Raw genomic sequence first — 18,377 nt, forward strand, 5'->3', positions numbered from 1 at the left:
AGCGGGTGCTCCGGCGTACCGTCACCGGACGATCACCCGGTGGTGCCGCGCCGCCTGGTCGTGACCACCGCCGCCACGCCCGCCAGCACGAGGATCAGGCCGGCGGCCGCGAACCAGATCGTGTTCGGGCCGGTGATGGGCAGCCCGCCCCCGCCGCCGGGCACCGGAGAGGCGGTCACCGACGGTGACACCGTGGCGGACGGTGACGCCGACCGCGAGGCCGACGGGGACGCGGACGCCGCAGTGGACGCCGACGGGGACGCCGACGCCGACCGGGAGGGTGACGGCGACGCCGACGGGGGAGGGGCCGGCACGCACACGTTGACCAGGTGGAACGTCTCCGCCTCGGCCGCGTCGGCCTGGATCTGCAGGCCGCCGGCGATCAGGATCCAGTCCTCCGGGGCACGCAGCCACAGGCCACCGGGGCCGCCGTCGATCAGCGCGCCCGCCATGCCCTCGGGCAGTGGCGCGCCTTCCGGCTGCAGCCGCTGGACGCCCTCGGGGTTCACGCCGATCACCGCCTCCTCACCGGCGGGCGTCGCGAACCAGATGACGTACGCGACCCGGGCCGTGCCGCCCGCGGGCTGGTCGAACACCCAGCCCGCGGTGCCGGCGACCGCGCCGCCGGGGACCTTCGCGCAGCCGCGCAGCGACGCCGGCTGCTGCGCGGCGGTCTTGGCCGTCGGAGCCTCCTCCAGGTGCAGGATGACCGCGGCGTGGGCGGGCGGCGCGGTGAGAGCCACGAGCCCGGAGGCGAGCACGCCCGCGGTGAGCAGCCGGGCGCAAGGACGATTCATCTGTCTCTCCTGATTCGGTTGAACAGGCGGGTGGGACGGCGCTGCCGGGGCAGCAGGTCACGGATCCGGCCGGCGTGCCGCCAGGCGGTGGCGGCGTCGGCGGCGGTCGGCTGGTGGGCGGCGAACAGGCCACGGTCCAGAAGCCGGGTCAGCGCCGCCAGTTCGGTCAGCGCGGGTATCCAGCGGCGCGTCACGATCTCGGGGTCCGCGTGGGTGGACACCGCGGCGGCGCCGATGTGGACCGTGCGGTGGCTGTCGCCCGGCCCGGCCCGGTAACCGGCCCGGGCCAGGGTGTCCAGGGTGTCGGCGAAGGCGCCCGCGAGGCTGTCGGCGGGCGGGCCGGCACGCCGCCGTCGCCGCCGGAGACGAATTGCCGCCGCGACGATGATCCATCGGCCGAGGAGCAGGGCGAGCACCACTGCCGGTACGAGCCACAGCAGGTCACGGCGGCCGTCGAGCACACCGGGGCTCGGCGCCGCCGCCGGCGGGATCGCGGTGGTGATGATGTCGGGAACGGGTTCCGCCGAGACGGCCGGCGCCGCCGACGGGGCGGGCATCGTCAGCGCCGGAGGTCCGGGCCGGGGCCCCGGGGCGGCGACGCCGAGCGGGTCGAGGGCCACCCAGCCCACGCCGTCGAAACGGACCTCCGGCCAGACCGCGACGTCTCCGGCCCGGACCCGGCGGACACCGCCGGGATCCGCGGCGGGCGGGTCGAAACCGACCACGATCCGGGCCGGCAGGCCGAGCCGCCGGGCGGCGAGCACGAAGATCGGGACGATCTGCTCGGCGCTTCCGGCCCCGCCGGTGAGCACCGCTGCCAGCCGTGCGGGGCTGTGCCCGGGTTCGCCGGACGGCCGGTTCGCCAGGGTCCGCAGGCGGGCGGCGAGCAGGGTGGCGCGCCGGCCGGGGCTCGGCTCGGCCGCGATCGGGCCGGTGAGGGCGAGGACCTCCGGCGGCGTTCCCGGTGGCAACCGCAGCGCCGGATCCGTCCCGTCGTCGACACCCACGGTGAGCGCGGCGATGTCCGCGGACGAGGTGACGGCGTCCGACGGCGGCGGGAACGAGGCGACCCGGTAGGTGAACCCGGCGTGCAGTGGGTCGGTGCTCAGGACCAGGCCGGTCGACGGGTCGGCGGCGAACACGTCACCGTCACCGGTGGCCAGCCGGGCGCCGGCGGGCGCGGGAAGGGCGTGACCGCGCAGGCCGTCCACGGTGATCACGGTGGTGACGGCGCCGGGCGGGACGGCCGGTCCGGTGCGCCGATAGCGGGCCGCGCTCGACCAGCGCAATCCGTCGTACGTGTCCAGGGCGGCCAGCCGCAGCCGTCCGCCGGCGGCCGGGCCGTCCACGTGGAACAGCGGTGTCTCCGGGGCGGCCAGCCAGCCCGCGACCTGGTCAAGAGGGCTGCGACCGCCGAGCGGCAGCCCCGCCTGGGTCAGGTGATCCCGCGGATCGATCCGGTCCCGGACGGGCAGCGGCACCGCGATCAGCGCCACGGCCACGACCGCCGCGCCCGAAGCCACGGCCGCGGGCCATCGGCCGTGTCCCCGCGCGGTGAACCTTGCCGTGATCAAGGCTGCGACCAGCAATATCGCGGGTCCCGGGCCGCCCGGCGTCAGCGTTCCGGTGCTCAGGGGCACGGCGGCCAGCAGCGGTACGACCGCGGGCAGCGCCGCCCACCAGCTGCCCGTTGCGCGTAGCGCGAGGGTCGTGGCGATCCAGACCAGCCCGAACGGCACGGCCATCGCCGCCGGATCCGGGTAGGCGGGCGGTGTCGTGGCCAGCAGCCGCCCCCAGCCGTCCCAGAACCCGGCCGGCACGGCTGTCAGCGCCTGCCGGCCGAGTGAGCCGCTGAGCGTCATCGCGCCGGCCGGCACCAGCAGGGCCAGCGACAACGCCGTGCCGGCCACGGTGGCGACGAGCGGCACCGTGACTGCCACCAGGACCGGTGTCACCACGGCCGTGCCGAGCACCGGCACGAACGCCAGGCCGCTCGCGAAACACGCCACCGCGACCAGCACCCGCGCCACCACCAGCCGGATCATCGGCTGCTCCGGTGCCGCAGCGCGGCGTGCCAGCCGGCGGCGAGGTCGGCCGCGCTTCCGGCGGTGACGACCTGCCAGCGGGTGGCGGTGCCGGCCGCTCTTCCAGTGGTGACGGTCTGCGGGCCGGAGGCGGGGTCGGTCGGGTTTCCGGTGGTGGCGGGGTGCGGGCGGGCGATGAGGGGCGGGCCGGTGGTGGCGGGCGCCTCGGTCGTGCGTACCACCAAGGTCTGTTCGAAGCCCTGCGCCGCTCGGCTGAGCGCCCGCGTCCGTGGGTCGGCGTCGGAGATCACGGCGAGGATCGCGGCGCGTGTGGACGGCGGGCGTGCCGCCCACAGACCGCCCGTGCCGGCAGCGTCGGGCCCGATCCGGGCGAGCGTGTCGAGGATCCGGGTCCGGTCCGCGGGCCGCCCGGCACCGGACAGCCGCAACCCGCCGGTGGTGAGCAGCCGGAACGCGACCCCGGACGCCGCGCAGGCGCACAGCAGGGTGGCGGCCAGGTCGAGGCGCGTCTCGAAGCCGTCGTCGTCCGGGCCGGTCGTGTCGAGCAGCACCACCAGCTCGCCGGTCTCGGTGCGGGCCGGTGGCCGGACCAGCAGCGTGCCCCGATGGGCGGACGGACGCCAGGCGATGTGCCGCACGTCGTCGCCGTGGTGGTAGTCGCGTAGCGCGTCGCCGGCCGTGATGGCGGTGGAACGGCGACGGCCCAGCGGATCGGTGAGGGCCGCCGCCACCGGATGGACCAGAACGGTCACAGCCGTGCCGCCGGCGGGACCGTCGCGGCGGGCGAGGCCGAACGGGTCGGTGCGGTGGCAGCGGGCCGGGCCGACGGTGAGTTCCCCGCGCCGGGCGGTCGGCAGGGCGGCCCGCAGCGGGAGCTGTTCGCCGCCGGCGAGCCGGGGGATCACCGCGGGCGTGGCCGGGGCGAGGCCGAGCACCGCCGGGCGGGTGCGGCCGCCCCGCGCCGTCATCGTCGTCCCGACCGCCACGTCGGCGCCGCGGGGCACCCGCAGCGCGGTCGCCGACAGCGGGCCGGGGACCGGGAACCGCCCGGCGACCTGCAGGACCCCGGCGAGCGGCGCGCACACGGCGGCCGCGGCGAGCGGCACCAGCTCCGGATAGCCGAGCAGCCACGCGCCGGCGCCGACCAGCGACCCGGCGCCGAGCAGGGCCCGGCCGGCGGCGGTGAGCACGCCGGTCACCGGTCCGTGCGGTGGCGCGGCACCGGGACCGTCGCCAGCGCGTCGGTCACCACGTCGGCGGCGGTGCGCCCGTCCGCCTCCTCGGCGGGGCCGAGCAGGATCCGGTGGGTGAAGACGTACGGCGCCAGCCCACGCACGTCGTCGGGATGCACGTGGTCGCGCCCGTCGACGGCCGCCCACACCTGCACGGCCCGCTGCAGGGCGACCGCGCCGCGCGGGCTGACGCCGAGCGAGTCCCCGGCGCGTTCCCGGGTCGCCGCGGCGAGCCGCACGACGTACCGGGCCAGTTCGGCGCCGACGTGCACCCGGCGGGCCGCGGCGGTCATCGCGGCGACCTGCTCGGCGGTGAGGACGGTGCCGGCCCGGCGCTCGGCGGGCCCGCGGCCCTCCCGGTCGGCGGCGAGGATGGCCAACTCGGACGCCTCGTCGGGGTAGCCCATGGCGATCCGCATCAGGAACCGGTCGAGCTGTGCCTCGGGCAGCGGGTAGGTGCCCTCCATGCCGATCGGGTTCTGGGTGGCCAGCACCATGAACGGCCGGGCTGTCGGGCGGGCCGTGCCGTCGACCGTGACCTGCCGTTCGGCCATCACCTCCAGCAGCGCCGACTGTGTCTTGGGCGAGGCCCGGTTGACCTCGTCGGCGATGACCAGGTTGGCGAAGACCGGGCCCTCGTGGAACTGGAACAGCCCGGTGCCGGGGTGGTAGACGGTGACGCCGGTGATGTCGGCGGGCATCGAGTCCGACGTGAACTGGATCCGGGCGAGGGTTCCGTCGATCGAGTCGGCGAGCGCCCGGGCCAGCGACGTCTTGCCGACGCCCGGCACGTCCTCGATGAGCAGGTGCCCCTCGGCGAGCAGGCAGGTCACGGCGAGCCGCACCTGCTCGTGTTTGCCGGCCACCACCTGTTCGACGTTGGCGGCCAGGGCCGCGGCGAGATCCCGGAACCGTTCGAACGGCATCTCCGGCGCGGTGGTGAGGATCGTGCTCTGGGCCATCGGTCCTGCCTCGTTGCTCGATGTGGACGTGCGGGTGTGGCCTACGACGCGGCCAGCGTGACGGTGGCGGTGAACCGGTTCACCACCAGCGAGTGGAACTTCTGCCCGTTGACCTCGGCCCACGTCTCGGACCGGGCGGTGTAGGTGAGCGTCATGACGTCGGGTTCGCCGAGCCGTACGGTCCCGGTGACCTCGAGGGTGTTGTGGGCGGTGTCCGGGATGTCGAACTCGGACGAGGCGGCCCAGGTGACCCGGGAACCGTTGACCCGGTAGCCGCCGGTGGCCGGGAGCAGGGTCGAGGCGATGCCGGGCGCCCGGAAGCCGATGCCGCCGCCCCGGGTCAGCCGCCAGGTGGCGCCGCTGAGCTTGGCCCGGTCGCGGGCCGCCGATCCGGGTCCTTCGAGGTGCTGCAGGGAGCGGATCGACGCGACCCGGTAGGTGACCGGCACGGTCAGCGCCGGCCCGGTCGGCGTGGGTTTCGGTCTCGGTCTCGTCGGCTCCGGTTTCGAAGGCGCCGGTTCCGGCCGGGAGGTGGGCGGCGAGCTACGGGACGGCCTGGGGCTGGACGTCCGTGACGGCCGTGGCGAGGCGCTCGGCGACGGCGAGGCGCTCGGTGTCGGAGAGGCGCTGGGCGACGCGCTCGGTGTCGGAGAGGGCGCCGGCCGCCGCGTGTACTTCAGGATCGGCCGGACCGTCTCCCCGTCGCTGACCAGGGCGTGCGGCCCGCCCGGCTCGTTGGCCCAGAGCAGCTCGTTGACGACGGAGACCTCGACGCCGGCCGGATACCCGGTGACCACCAGCGGCGGCAGCGGCTCGCCGGTGTCCAGGTCGTGACGCAGCACCCGGCCGGAGCCGGGCACGTACACGACGGAGCCGTACACCGCCGGCGGCCCGCGGTCGCCGGGCCCGCCGTCGAGCGGGACCTGCCGGACCGGCTGGTCGCGCCGCAGCAACAGCAGGACCCCGGCGTCCACGTCCACGATCGGCAGCACCGGCCCGGCCGTCGCGGGCGGTGTCGCGAGGTCCCCGGACGTGCCCGGGGGCAGCGCCGGCCACGACGTGACCGCCCCACCGGCGTCGACCTCGACGACCATCCGTTTCGTCCGGTCGACCAGGATCGCGCCGTCCCCGTGTCCGACGAGCGCGACGTCGTCGCCGTAGAAGGCGGTGGCCACGGCCGGCCCGGCACGGCCGTCGCGGATCGGCACGACAGCGCCGAGCGGGATGCTGTACGCCCACAGGCCGCCGTCCGGACGCCCGAGGACCGCGCCGATCGGCGGCAGCAGACCGACCGGCTCCCCGCGTGGCTCCAGCGTGTCCGGGTCGACCTCGGCGACCGATCCGTCGCCCGGCGTGACGACGTAGCGCCGGTCACCGGCGACGGCGAGGAGCACCTCGGCCGGATAGTCCCGCTCGGCCGCGACGGTGAGGGTCCGGGCGCTGATCCGGCTGATCCGGCGGGCGTCGACGTCGGTGACGTACACGTCCGGGTCCGCGTGGTCCACCCGGAGGCGGTGGCCGGCGGATCCGGCCGGCTCGACGGTGGCGCCGACCCGCGCCGCGAGCCCGTTCACCTCCGACAGCACGCCGGGTACGGTGCTGGGCAGCCACGCGGTCGCGCCGGCCGGCTCCGGCTCCGGGCGGGCCGGGTCGCCGGTGCCGCTCACCACGACCGCGGCGGCCAGCGCGGCCGCCGTCGCGCCGGTGGCCACGCCGTTGCGGCGGGCCAGCCGCGCCAGGCGGGCGATCACCGGCCGGCCTCGACCGCGAGGACCACCGTCGCCGACACGTCGCTGGCCGGGCCGGTGGCCGGTACGCGCGTCCACAGCAGCCGTCCCGACGGGGGAGCGCCGCCCAGGTCGGCGTGCAGTTCCGCGGAGCCGGTCCCGCCGCCGGGCAGCGCCTCGTGGACGACCACCCGATATCCGCCGGACGACACCTTCCAGCAGGTCCCGGAGACCTGCCGGCCGGTCCGCGGGAAAAGCCACGTGGCGGTGCCCCGCTCGGGCAGCGTCCAGACGGTGCCGATCACCGTCGCGCGGATCGTCCCGGCGCTGTCCGGTCCGGCGTGCACCGCCACGTCACGCGCGTCGACGACCCGGACCACGACCGGGTCGCGGCCCGTCCGGGACGGCACGGCGGCGTCCGGCCCGGCGAACCGCTCGCCGGGCGTGAACGGATAGTCCGCACCCCAACCCTGGAGATCCGGCGCGGGACGCAGCGCCAGCAGCAGCGCGGCCGTCGTGATCATGGCCACCACGGGCGCGCCGGCCGTCGTACGGCGCGCCGGCGCCACCGTCCGGACGCCGGACCACGCGCGCGTCCACGACCTCGCGGCCAGGGGCCACACGATCAGCACCACCGCGCCGACGGCACAGATTGACGTCCCGGAGCGGATCAGCCAGCTGTAGGCGGGCCCGTACCAGTAGGCCACCCGCGGCCCGAACCCGTCCTCGGCCACCCAGGTCACGCCCGCGGCGACGGCGAGCAGCACGGCCTCCCCGGCGAGCACCACCGGGACGGCGACCGCCATGGCCGTGCCCGAGCCCGGCGCGAGAGTGCGCACCAGCCGCCGCAGCGCCTTCGGCGGGTGGGTCAGGAGATTGCGGGGGTACGATCGGCCGCTCCCGACAGCACGACCCAGATCGGCCTCACCCGCGACCGCGACGGCGAACCGGTCGGCCGCCAGCTCCGCGGCCCACAGCACCGCGACGGGTGTCACGACCGCGCCGGGCGCCGCGGCCAGCGCGAGCGGCAGGAGCCGGTTGACCGGGACGAACACGCGCCAGTCCAGATCGAGCAGCGCGGGCGGGATCAGCACCAGGATCGTGTAGAGCGGCGCCCACGCCCTGGCCAGCAGCGGATACGGTCCGAGCATGCCGAGCAGCACGTGATCACCGGCGCGCAGGTGGCCGATCTCGTGCAGCAGCAGCGCCCTGGCCGCGCCGGGATCCTCACGCCAGAGCTTGTGGAACGGCCGCAGCACGATGATCACCGGCCGCCACCCGGCTCGGATGCACACCTTGGCCGTGCCGTGCGGTGGGCGCTCGTGGGTCACGACAGTGGCCCGTGGCACGTACCGCTGAACGTAGACGGTCATCTCGCCGACGACCCCGGACGGATCCCGGTCGTCGCGGCTTCCCCGCCGGTCGGCGCGCGTGCCACGCAGGCCGGGGAGCAGGGCGAGCGCGAGCGCGGCCGCCACCGACACGCCGGGCAGGATCGCGCCGAGATCCAGCGCCGCCACCGCCAGGGCGCTGTGCCAGTCACCGTCGCGGACCAGCGCGGACAGCACCGTGCCGATCTCCGGCTGCAGGCGCAGCACCGCGGGCAGCGACCAGGCGGTGGCCGCCACGCCGGCGGCGCCGAAGATCCACGGCCACGGCGGATCGGCGTCGGGCAGCCGGTCAGCGGCGGTCACGACGGAACCATCGGGTACGCCGTGAGCCCTGCTCGGCAGCCGCGATCGCGGCGAGGAACCTGGCCGCCTCCTCCGGTGAGGACGCCAGGATGCGGACCGTCACCTCGACCCGGGCCGTCGCGATCTCCGGTGGCGTGTCCCGGCGGACCAGCTCCTGCTCCATCCGCTCGGCCCCGGCCAGCGCGTGCGCGGCCAGCTCCGGGTCGGCGCCGAGCGGCGGGCGGAACTGCTCGGCCGGCTTCGACCGCCGGTCCTGCAGGTACGCGGCGACCGAGGTGACCAGGCTCGCCACGGCCACGGTGTTGGCCAGCACCGCCGACTCGAGGAAGGCCCGCAGGTGCGGGCCGGCCGCCTCCAGCGCCTGCAGCAGCGCCACCATGTCGAGGACGGCGTCGACGCCGGACGCCCCGGTCCCCGAGGACGCGCGGCCGGTCAGCCCGGCACGCTGCGATCCGCCGGCCGCGAATCGTACGGCGACGCCGGGCGCGTCCACGGCCTCGTGCGGCAGCACCTCCGCCGCCAGCCGCGCCGCCCAGGCCTCCACCAGCTGCTGGTCGCCGGGCGTTTGGTGGGTCGTGTGTCGAGCGCTCAAAAGGGTCACCGCACTTTGTGATCGGTCGATTGCGGATAGGTGATACCACGGCCGAAATCGTGATCGGAACAACCCGCAACGGTGAACGGAACGAAGACTGGCCCACCGGTGCGGACCTCCCGCCGCCCGGACGATCGCCGATCGGATGATCGTCGGGAGGTGCCGGTCACCTACCCTCAACGACTGTCCGATGCGGTGGGTCACTCGCCGTCCCGGACGGAGTGACACTCCATTGCGGACAGACCTGGAGCGCCGTCCGGTTGCCCTGGCGGACGCTTTCTATGCTGTCCGCGTGATCGACATCGTCCCGGACCGGCATCCGGTCGCCTGCCGGCGATGCCGGACGCAACCCGTGGGCGCACACGGGTTCCACGTCGACGCGACGACCAGGTCCTGACCGTCCGACCGAGAGGGATGCCCATGTCGCGCCGTGCTTCCGGGATCCTGCTGTTCGTGCTGAGCGTCCCGCTGCTGCTGCTCGGCGTCACCGCCGGGAAGGACGCCGCCCGCGAGACCGATGTGCGTGCCTGGCAGCTGTCGCAGGCCGCCGGCACCACCGACGCCATGGAGCGCGAACGGTTCACCGAGTACGCCGAGAGCACGCAGCGGCGCATCGACGAGGCCGCCTACAACCGGACCATGCTGCTCGTGGCCGCCGCGGCCGGGATCGCCGGCGGGATCGTGGTGCTGGCCACCGGCCGGCGACGGCGGCAGACCGAGCCCGCCGATCCGGCGACCGCGCCGGTCTTCGTGGCCTGCGCGGCGTGCGGCTGGAGGATCTCGAACGCGGCGACCGCCTGCCCGCAGTGCGGCCACCCGCACCAGCTCGTCGCGCCCGCGGCGGACGCCCCGCCCACCCGCGCCGGCCAGGCGCTGCGGGTGTTCTACGCCGGCCTGATCGTCGCCGGTCTCGGCGCCGCCGTGGTGATCTACACGGTGCTGTTCGACAGCCTGTCCGAGACCACGCTGGTCCGCGTCTCGCCGTTCTGGATCTTCCCGGCCGTGTTCGGCTACTACGGCCTGGTCGCGCAGCGCATGGAGGCCCGGCTCCAGGCCACCCACCTGGACACCGTCTCCGACCAGTTGCTGCGGGTCATCCGGGAGACCGGCACGCTCGGCCAGATCTTCTCGTTCCTGGTCCACGCCCCGTTCCTGCTGGTCAAGAGCCGCCAGCCGTGGGTGACCGCACTGGTCGGCTCACTGATCTGGGCGATCGCCCTGACCCTGTTCTTCAGCGTGGTCTTCCCGACGCTCTGAGACGGCGGTCGCGGCGAGCGAGTCCCCGAGCGCGGTACGCCAGTAGAGCACCTCGCGCCCGGCCCGGCGGCGCAGCACCAGCCCGGCGTCGAGCAGCACCCGCAGATGGTTGCCGACCGCGCCGAGCGGCAGCCCGGAGAGCGCCGTGAGCTGGGTCGTCGACCGGGGATCGGCGAGCGCGTGCAGCAGGCCCGCCCGGTTCGCGCCGATCAGGCGGGCCAGCCCGGCGCCGCTCGCCGTGCCGGTCGGCGCCAGCACGCCGGTGACCGGGTAGACGATGGCGTACCGGCGGGGCTCGTTCCAGGCCACCCACGAGCCGTTGCTGTGCACCGGCACGAACAGCAGCGACTCGGCGGCGGAGAGATCGCGTTCGGGTAGGTCGTACCGATTGATCTGCAGTAATCCGTCGCCGAGCCACCTGCGTGTCGCGCCCAGGGTGGGTATCACCCCGGACCAGCCGTGCGCGGCCAGCGTCGCCGTGCGGGACACGATGTCGGCGCGCAGCACCCGCTGCCGGCGCGGCCAGTCGGCGGCCACCGTCACCGTCCACACCCACCGCAGCAGCGCGAGCAGTTCGGCCCGCAGACCCGGTCCCCGCAGCCCGGCGGCCGGCGGGCCGGGCTGTGCCGACCGCAGCTCGGCGCGGATCGTGTCGTCGTCCCACTCGTCGCCGAGCTGGGCGAGCTCCTCGTCGAACGACATCCCGGCAACCGCGGGGACGGTGCCGAGGAAGTCGGCCATCCAGCCCGGCCGGTCACCGCGGCGCGGGCGCCAGGCATGGCGCACCAGCTCCCGGCGTACCGGATGACGCGCCAGCATCTCCTCGAAGGCGTCCCGGTTCGCCGCGTGGAATGCCTGCTGCCAGGGACCCCGCGGCGCCTCCAGAAGGGTCAGCGCCGCCACCGTCTCCTGGATCGGTGACATCACGAACCGGCTCGACGCCAGCAGATCGGCCGACACGGGGTCACCACCTACGCCACCACCGGCTCCCCGGTCCTCACCGCGCTGTCGATGTTCGGCGGGCCGCTGATCACCCTGCTCGGCTCGGCCACCGTGCTGAGCATGTCGGACTCGACGGGCCCGCGCCGGGCGGCGATGGTCATGCCGATCGCGTACGTCGCCGCATACGCGTTGCAGGCGCTGCCGCACCTGGCGTGGGGATGGCGCTTCGCGATCCTGGCGATCCCGTTTCTCGCCGGATCGGCCACCGGCGGGTCGACGATGCGGCTGCTGCACGACATCGTGCCGGCCGGCGGTTTCGTGCTCGGCCGGGCCACCCTCAACATCGCCACCGGGGTCATGCAGATCGCCGGGTACGGCCTCGGCGGCCTCCTGCTGGCCGGGTTCGCCACGCCCGCCCTGTTCCTGATCGCCGCGGCCGCCTCCGCGACGGCCGTGCTGATCCTGCGCTTCGGCATCGGCGAACGGCCGGGAGTGACAGCCGGCAAGGGCGTGGTCGAGCGGACCCGCGAGGTGAACCGCACCCTGCTGGGCTCCCCGGTCACCCGCCCGCTGTACCTGGCGATGTGGGTCCCCAACGGCCTCGTCGTCGGATGCGAGGCCCTGTACGTCCCGTACGCCGGCCGGTCGGGCGCCGGATACCTGTTCGCCGCCGGCGCGGCCGGGATGCTGCTCGGCGACGTCGTCGTGGGCCGGTTCGTCGCGCCCCGGCGCCGCGACCGGATGATCGGGCCGTTGCGTCTGCTGCTGGCTCTGCCGTACCTCGGATTCTGGCTCTTCCCGCCGTTCGGGGTCGCCGTGGCGCTCGCCTTCGTCGCGGCGGCCGGGTTCGCCGCCTCGCTGCCGCTGACCGAGCGGCTCGCCACCACCATCGGGCCGGACATCCGCGGCCAGGCGTTCGGCCTCTACTCGACCGGGCTGATGCTGGGGCAGGCGATCGGCGCGGTGATCGGTGGCGCGCTCGCGACCGGGCTCGGCGCCGCGCGGGCGATGGGCGTGCTGGCGGTGGTGTCACTGGCCGTCACCCTCGCCCTGAACCCGGGGCTGCGCCGGTCCGGGCCGGCCGCGGCTCCCGTCACGGCCGGTCCCCCCGCGCCGGCGCCGCGGTGAGCCCCCGGACCGGTGCCGGAGAGCAGCCCGGCGTGGGCGGCCGGACTACCGTCGTGTGTACCGGTGCTTGACGCCCTTGGGGAAGAACTCCGGATCGTCCGCCGCCCGCAACTCGACCCGCGGAGTCTGCGATCCCTCGGGCACATAATGGGCGAACTCGCTGTTGAGCCGCACCAGCTCCGACCGGATCGACGACGCCGCGATCCGCTCCCGCTCCGCGCTGGCGCCGGCCCCCGGCGCCAGCTCCACCACCACCGACAGATGCCGGTCGCGGTCCTCGTCCTCCACGGTGCTCAGCACGAACCGCCCGGTCGTCCAGGCGCTGATGTCCGCGCGTTCCAGCCCGACGGTCACGTTCTCCGGATAGACGTTGGCACCGAAGAACGACACCGTGAACAGCGAACGCCCGAACACGTACACGAACGGCTGGTCCGGACCGTCGCCCGGATCGAACCCGTGCTCCCGGCAGAACCCGACCAGCTCCTCCTTCGGCAGCACGCCACCCTCGTCGGCGATGTGGTACCGCACCAGCGGAACGGTGCCGTCGGCACTGAACACCAGCGTGCCGTCCGGCGCCGTCTCGAACAGCCGGGTCGCCGGGTCGTACTGCACGAGCGTCGGCAGGCGGGGCTCACCGAAGACGGCCGCGGCCAGGTCGGGCCGCCCGGCGAGAAAACGCCTCAGCCGTACGCTCAAAGGTGTCTCGTTGCCGAGCACCCCCGCATCGGCCGTCCCGTACAGCGACGCGACGCCCGTCTCGGGATCGGAGATCCCGGCCCGCGCGGCGACCAGGTCACGCCACTGCTCGCTGAAGACCTCACCGGCCAGCACCAGCTTGACCCGCAGCGACGGCCAGTCCACCCCGCGGGCCACCCCGGCGTCGATCACGTTCTTGACGAACGGCGGATAGCCCAGCAGCACCGTCTGCTCGAAGTGGCCGCCGAGTTCGCCGACGACGCGCAGGATCTCGTCGATGTCGTTGCCGGGCGCCGCCACGGTGACCGGCAGCCGGCGGCACGCCGCGACCGTGTACATGCCGCCGACCCAGTTGCCGAGCGCGAAACACACCACGGCGAGGGTGCTGCGCTCGCCGGCCCGGAACCCGTCGAGGAACACCTGCGCGAACCGGTCCGTCACCGGCGCCTCGTCGGCGATCGTTCGCGGCCAGACGGTGGGCCGCCCGGACGAGCCGGACGACACCGCCACGGTCGCCGCCGCGTCCAGCCGCCCGCCCCGGCAGCGCTGCGGCAGGTCGAACCGCTGGTGATAGCCCTGCTTGGTCATCAGCGGGATCTGTGCCGGATCGGTCACCGACGCCGGGTCGACACCCTGCTCGCGAAGGAAGACCGGATAGGCGGGGACACTCTCGACCGCGTCGCGGAACAGCTCCAGCACCTGCATGCCCCCAGATTAGACGGGCCCGAGGGGTGGAGATCCCGGTCTGACAGCCTCTGTCACAACGAGCGCCCGCGTGGTGACATGGAGTCCGGAGACATCGACGAATACCGGTGTCCCGCGCTCCCGGGGAGGTGACGCGACCATGGGCGCCGTGCTCGTCCTGTTCGCAGTGATCCTGCTGATGAAGGTGGTCGGCTTGATCGCCCTGTCCTGGCTCGACCGCCCGGCCGCCACGCTCCCGCACCCCGATCCGTGCCTGGGCCCGCTGATGGACCTGCCGCTGCCCCCGCCCGACCCGGAGAGGTCACTGCTGACGAGCCTGGCCGCCGGCCGGATCACCCGGGCCGACTACCGGGCCGCCATGGCCGCGCTGGCCGCCCGTGAAGCCGCGACCCACCCCTTGCAGACCCCCGGCGGCCCGGATTCCTAGGCCGCTGCCGGGCCGGCTCGACCTGCCGTCTGCGGCCGATGGTCCCGGGCAGGCGGGTCGTTGAGTCCTGCCGTACCGGCCCGGTCCGCGCCTAGCGTCGGTGTCGGGAGGGAACGAAGATGAGGATCTGGCATGTCAGTGATGTGATGACCAGCGATGTCGTCACGGTCGGCCCGGCGACGCCCTACCGGGAGGTGGTGGCCTTGCTGGCGGCCTACCGGATCAACGCGGTGCCGGTGGTCGACGCCGACCGGCGGGTGCTCGGGGTGGTCTCCGAGTCGGACCTGCTCCGCAAGGTCGAGTATGCGGGCGCCGATCGCCCCCAGTGGTTCGAGATCCGTGGACGGGCCGCCCGCCGCAAGGCCGGCGCGCTGACCGCTGGCGAACTGATGTCCGCCCCCGCCGAGGTCGCCCTCGCCACGACCGGCATTCGCGCCGCCGCCCGCCGCATGGACGAGGCCCACGTCAAACAGCTGCCGGTGGAGGACCTGCTGGGCCGGCTGGTGGGCATGGTCAGCCGCAGCGACCTGCTGAAGGAGCACCTGCGCCACGACGACGACATCCGCGTCGACGTGCAGGAGGCCGTCCGGGAGGCAACCCTCACCGAACGCGACGCCACCGTCGAGACGACTGTGGAACGCGGCCAGGTGACCCTGTCCGGCCACGTCGAACGCTGGTCCACCGCGGTCCTCGTCGAACGCCTGGTCCGTCTGGTGGCCGGCGTGGTCTTCGTGGACTCCCGGGTCGCCTTCGACATCGACGACCACGACCTGGTGGATCCGGCCCCCGCCTATTTCGTGGCCTGACCGTACGTCGCCCGGGACTTCGGGCCTCCGAACCGGAGGCCCGAACCCGGCGGGCTCAGAAGAGCCCCACCAGCGCCGCGGCCCGCCGGATCGGCGCACTCCGGGAGGCGCGAACCACGAGCACCGGCCCGCGGGCATGATGCAGCAACGCTTGACTCACCGATCCGAGCAATCCGTGGTACGGCAACTCGCCCCGCGCCCCCACGACCACCAGGGACGCCTCCCGTGACCGCTGCCGGAGCACCGCGGCCGGATCGCCGGCCACCACGTCGAACCGGACGCCGACCCCGTAGGCGAGCGCCCGCGAGGTGATCACGTCCTCGAGCACCCGCACCCGCTGCGACACCTCGCCGACGTGCACGACATCGAGGCCGACGGCCCGTCCGGCCGCCGCCTCGCACGCGCGCGCCAGCACCGCCCCCGACATGGTCGACCCGCTCACCCCGACCAGCACCGGCCCCTGTGGAGCCGCCGGCGCCCGCACGACCAGCACGGTGCTGAACGCCCGAGCCGCCACCTGCACGGTCGTGGCCTCCCGGGGCAGGCAGACCTGCTCGCCGAGACTCCCGTCCCCGAGAACGGTCAGCGCGGCCTGCCGGGACAGGCGCAGCAGGCCCGTCACCGGATCGCCCTCGACCAGCTCGACGGTCGTCCACAGTCCCGGCGCGGTGGCGAGCGCGGTCTCTCGTGCCTGCCGCAACAGGTCACCGGCCTGCCGGGCCTGATCGATCACCCCGTGCCGATACTGCAGAGCGTGCACCAGCCGCAGCGGAAGCCCGCGAACCGCCGCTTCCCGAGCGGCCATCTCCACGGCGCGCGAGCCGGCCGCCGATCCACTCACGCCGGCGACGACCGGTGTCACTGCGGAACCGTTCATGCCTGCACCTCGGCGTTCCTGTCCCCATCGCCGGGCTCTCCCGGCGAGCTGTCCGGTTTGTCCAACCGTCAGGCTATGCCCGCGAACCGGCGGCACGACAGGGCCGAAGGGCCCGCACGACGGGACACACCGGGCATCGGCCGGCGGTCAGTGGGGCTGGACCTGGCCGGTCAGTTCGCTGATGCGGCCCAGGTGGTCGAAGGAGACGCGCATGTGGGAGCCGTCGGAGTGCCGGCCGAGCACGCCGCCCTTGCCGTCGTCGACGCGCCACCCCTGCTGGCGCAGGAACGACACGACGACCGTCCGGTGGTCGACGGCGAACGCCTGCAGCACCTGGCCGAGGACGGTGAACGCCCGCTCCGGCGACACCGCCCCCTGGACCTTCGACGGGAGGTTCTCCAGGTGGAAGAAGATCGCGCCGCCGTTGTAGGTGCCCCGGTAGTAGGGGCGCCCGGTCAGTCCCGAGGCGACCAGCGACAGCCGGTGGCCGTCGATGTGGTCGAGCCGCAGCGACGGCTCGTACAGCTCACGGATGCCCTCGCTGCGGCCGTGCTCGCGCAACCAGCCGGCCAGCTGCAGCAGGGCCGGGTCCAGGCTGCTGGCGCTGTTCGCCCACGCCCACAGCCAGGTGCGGTCGGCGTGACTCTCGGTGCCCAGTAGCTGCACGGGGTAGCGGAGGTCGTCGCCGAACGTGACCAGTCCGGCGTTCAGGTCGAGCTGCCAGCCGCGGTCGCCGAGCAGGTCGGCGAGCGCCAGCTGGCGGGCCATGCCGGTGGCGACATGGTGGGCGAACAGGTCTTCGAACGGGGACACGGACCGGCCTTTCGATCAAGGGAGCCGGTGCAGTGTGACACGCCTTTGCGCCGGTGCCGACCCCGCGGGTCGGCACCGGCGGGTCGGACTTCAGACAGCGGGGAAGGGAGCGACGTCCTGCGAGCACCGCGTGCCGGCCGGGGGCAGCTCTCCGTTGATCAGATAGCGGGTGTACCACCCGGTGACGCACGCGCTGTAGCGGCTCGTGTGGCCGAAGCCGTCCAGTGTCAGCAACCGTGCGTTACCGAGCTGGCGGGTCATCCGGACCGCGAAGTCGTACCGTGTCGCCGGGTCGAAGGTGGGGTTGACGACCAGGACCGTCTGCGCGGTACGGCGGTTCCACGGCCCGTCGTACGCCTCCTTGATGATCGGCCAGTTGGCGCAGCCGACCTCGCTGAACGCCTCGGACCGGCCGAAGGTCGGATGAGCCTTCTCGAAGGCCGCCGCGAACGCGGGGTACAGCGCCGGGTTGCGGGGCAGCGGCGCGTCCGCGCAGTTGACCGCGAAGAACGAGTCGTTGCCGTTGTACGAGTACGCGTCACCGAGCCAGCCGCGTGCGGGCGGCGCCTTCGGCAGTCCCGCGGCGGTCGAGCGCAGCGCCGCCGGGTCGCCGAAGACGGCGTCGTAGGCGTCCTGCAGGGTCTGTGCCGCGACCGGGAAGCTCGCCATGTTGTAGAGAGCCTGGCCGATGTATCCGGTCAGATCGTCGATGGTGACGGTGCCCTCGCCGGGGATCTCGGCCGGTCCCTGGCGCAGGCGGTCGCGCAGCCTGTCGAACTTGCCGCGCGCGTCACCGGAGAACGCGCACGCCGCCCCGGCCTTGTCGCACTCGGCGAGGAAGCCGGCGAGGGCGATCTCGAAGCCGCCGGCCCGGCCGAACTTGTTCGCGAGCCGGTGGTTGGTGCGCTGATCGGGGTCGACGTTGCCGTCGATGACGATCGCCCGGACCTTCGCCGGGAACAGGTTGGCGTACGTGGCGCCGATCAGCGTGCCGTAGGAGTAGCCGATGTAGCTGAGCCGGGAGTCGCCGGCGCCCTGACGGAGCAGGTCGAGGTCCTTGGCGACGTTCAGTGTGCTCATGTGGGTCAGCAGCGGGCCCATGTTCTTCTTGCAGGCCTCGGTGTACTCCCGGTTCGCCGAGAGGGTGCTGCGGATCTCCTCCTTGGTGATCGGCACGCCCTTGATCCTGCTCAGCACGGCCTCCGCCTCCGCGTCGGTCGGGTAGCACTGCACGGGATCGCTGGCCCCGATGCCGCGCGGGTCGAAACCGACGAGGTCGAACCGGGCGAGCACCTCGGGCGAGGCGATCCGGGCCGACGAGCGCACCATGCCCCGTCCGGCGCCGCCGGGGCCGCCGGGGTTCACGAAGATCGTGCCGATCTTCTGGGCCGGGTTGTCGGCGGGACGCCGGGACAGGGCGATGGTCGTGGTCGGGCCGCCTGGTCTGTCGTGATCCAGGGGCACCTCGTAGGTGGCGCAGTCGAAACCCAGCAGCGCGGTCTCGGTGCACGCGGACCAGGAGATCGACGGGGCTGCCGCGGTTGCGGCGCCGGGTACGGCCAGTGCTGCTGCGGTGAGCGCGAGAGCGGCGCCCGCCCGAACGGCGAGTCGGCGCATGGACACTCCTTCCGGTGGGAAGCAGGAACCAGCGCATGCTCTCACGTATTCAGATGCGTC

The 18,377-nt window shown here is 74.3% G+C and carries 16 protein-coding genes; 4 read left to right on the top strand and 12 right to left on the bottom strand.

The window, feature by feature from the left end; genetic code table 11:
- Nucleotides 1-32 precede the first annotated feature (32 nt).
- Genes BM290_RS23445 through BM290_RS23475 form a run of 7 tightly spaced genes read right to left on the bottom strand, consistent with a single transcriptional unit; the run spans nucleotide 33 to nucleotide 9,049 of the window.
- A complete protein-coding gene (locus tag BM290_RS23445; RefSeq protein WP_143133902.1) occupies nucleotides 33-797 on the bottom strand; it encodes an LPXTG cell wall anchor domain-containing protein in 765 nt (254 codons plus the stop codon).
- Nucleotides 794-2,842, bottom strand: coding sequence for a transglutaminase domain-containing protein (locus BM290_RS23450; protein ID WP_093617580.1), 2,049 nt, complete (start codon nucleotides 2,840-2,842; stop codon nucleotides 794-796). Before BM290_RS23450 ends, BM290_RS23445 begins: the two co-directional genes overlap by 4 nt.
- The gene (locus BM290_RS50745; RefSeq protein ID WP_093617582.1) at nucleotides 2,839-4,041 is read right to left on the bottom strand and encodes a DUF58 domain-containing protein; all 1,203 of its coding nucleotides are present in this window, start codon (nucleotides 4,039-4,041) and stop codon (nucleotides 2,839-2,841) included. Before BM290_RS50745 ends, BM290_RS23450 begins: the two co-directional genes overlap by 4 nt.
- Nucleotides 4,038-5,036, bottom strand: a complete 999-nt coding sequence (locus BM290_RS23460; protein WP_203779479.1) for an AAA family ATPase — start codon at nucleotides 5,034-5,036, stop codon at nucleotides 4,038-4,040. Before BM290_RS23460 ends, BM290_RS50745 begins: the two co-directional genes overlap by 4 nt.
- Before the next feature lie 41 nt (nucleotides 5,037-5,077).
- Nucleotides 5,078-6,787, bottom strand: a complete 1,710-nt coding sequence (locus BM290_RS23465; RefSeq protein ID WP_143133903.1) for a YncE family protein — start codon at nucleotides 6,785-6,787, stop codon at nucleotides 5,078-5,080.
- Nucleotides 6,784-8,457, bottom strand: coding sequence for a M48 family metalloprotease (locus tag BM290_RS23470; RefSeq protein WP_093617586.1), 1,674 nt, complete (start codon nucleotides 8,455-8,457; stop codon nucleotides 6,784-6,786). Before BM290_RS23470 ends, BM290_RS23465 begins: the two co-directional genes overlap by 4 nt.
- Nucleotides 8,444-9,049: a hypothetical protein gene (locus tag BM290_RS23475; protein WP_143133904.1), complete on the bottom strand. Its 606-nt coding sequence runs from the start codon at nucleotides 9,047-9,049 to the stop codon at nucleotides 8,444-8,446. The genes BM290_RS23470 and BM290_RS23475 overlap by 14 nt, the downstream gene beginning before the upstream one ends.
- Nucleotides 9,050-9,469: 420 nt before the next feature.
- Between BM290_RS23475 and BM290_RS23480 the strand changes: the two genes are divergently transcribed.
- Nucleotides 9,470-10,306: a zinc ribbon domain-containing protein gene (locus tag BM290_RS23480; protein WP_093617590.1), complete on the top strand. Its 837-nt coding sequence runs from the start codon at nucleotides 9,470-9,472 to the stop codon at nucleotides 10,304-10,306.
- On the opposite strand, the gene BM290_RS23485 is transcribed toward BM290_RS23480, so the two are convergent.
- A complete protein-coding gene (locus BM290_RS23485) occupies nucleotides 10,247-11,266 on the bottom strand; it encodes an ArsR/SmtB family transcription factor (protein ID WP_239143678.1) in 1,020 nt (339 codons plus the stop codon). The two genes, BM290_RS23480 and BM290_RS23485, sit on opposite strands and share 60 nt — an antisense overlap.
- A gap of 51 nt (nucleotides 11,267-11,317) precedes the next feature.
- Between BM290_RS23485 and BM290_RS23490 the strand changes: the two genes are divergently transcribed.
- Nucleotides 11,318-12,376 carry an MFS transporter gene (locus BM290_RS23490; RefSeq protein WP_093617592.1) on the top strand — a complete coding sequence of 353 codons (1,059 nt, stop codon included), beginning with the start codon at nucleotides 11,318-11,320 and terminating at the stop codon, nucleotides 12,374-12,376.
- A 45-nt stretch (nucleotides 12,377-12,421) separates the two neighbouring features.
- On the opposite strand, the gene BM290_RS23495 is transcribed toward BM290_RS23490, so the two are convergent.
- Nucleotides 12,422-13,777 (bottom strand): phenylacetate--CoA ligase family protein, encoded by a 1,356-nt coding sequence (locus tag BM290_RS23495; RefSeq protein WP_093617594.1) that lies wholly within the window; start codon nucleotides 13,775-13,777, stop codon nucleotides 12,422-12,424.
- A gap of 139 nt (nucleotides 13,778-13,916) precedes the next feature.
- Between BM290_RS23495 and BM290_RS23500 the strand changes: the two genes are divergently transcribed.
- A complete protein-coding gene (locus tag BM290_RS23500; protein WP_093617596.1) occupies nucleotides 13,917-14,204 on the top strand; it encodes a hypothetical protein in 288 nt (95 codons plus the stop codon).
- A 119-nt stretch (nucleotides 14,205-14,323) separates the two neighbouring features.
- Entirely contained in the window at nucleotides 14,324-15,010 is a 687-nt protein-coding gene (locus BM290_RS23505) for a CBS domain-containing protein (protein WP_093617598.1), read from the top strand.
- A 55-nt stretch (nucleotides 15,011-15,065) separates the two neighbouring features.
- On the opposite strand, the gene BM290_RS23510 is transcribed toward BM290_RS23505, so the two are convergent.
- The 3 genes from BM290_RS23510 to BM290_RS23520 form a co-directional block, all read right to left on the bottom strand.
- The gene (locus BM290_RS23510; protein WP_093617600.1) at nucleotides 15,066-15,887 is read right to left on the bottom strand and encodes a universal stress protein; all 822 of its coding nucleotides are present in this window, start codon (nucleotides 15,885-15,887) and stop codon (nucleotides 15,066-15,068) included.
- Nucleotides 15,888-16,034: 147 nt separating this feature from the next.
- The gene (locus tag BM290_RS23515; RefSeq protein ID WP_093617602.1) at nucleotides 16,035-16,700 is read right to left on the bottom strand and encodes a DUF6882 domain-containing protein; all 666 of its coding nucleotides are present in this window, start codon (nucleotides 16,698-16,700) and stop codon (nucleotides 16,035-16,037) included.
- A 90-nt stretch (nucleotides 16,701-16,790) separates the two neighbouring features.
- Nucleotides 16,791-18,317, bottom strand: coding sequence for an alpha/beta hydrolase (locus tag BM290_RS23520; RefSeq protein WP_093617604.1), 1,527 nt, complete (start codon nucleotides 18,315-18,317; stop codon nucleotides 16,791-16,793).
- Between the last annotated feature and the right edge of the window lie 60 nt (nucleotides 18,318-18,377).

The organism is Actinoplanes philippinensis, from assembly GCF_900113015.1.
Classification (GTDB): domain Bacteria; phylum Actinomycetota; class Actinomycetes; order Mycobacteriales; family Micromonosporaceae; genus Actinoplanes; species Actinoplanes philippinensis.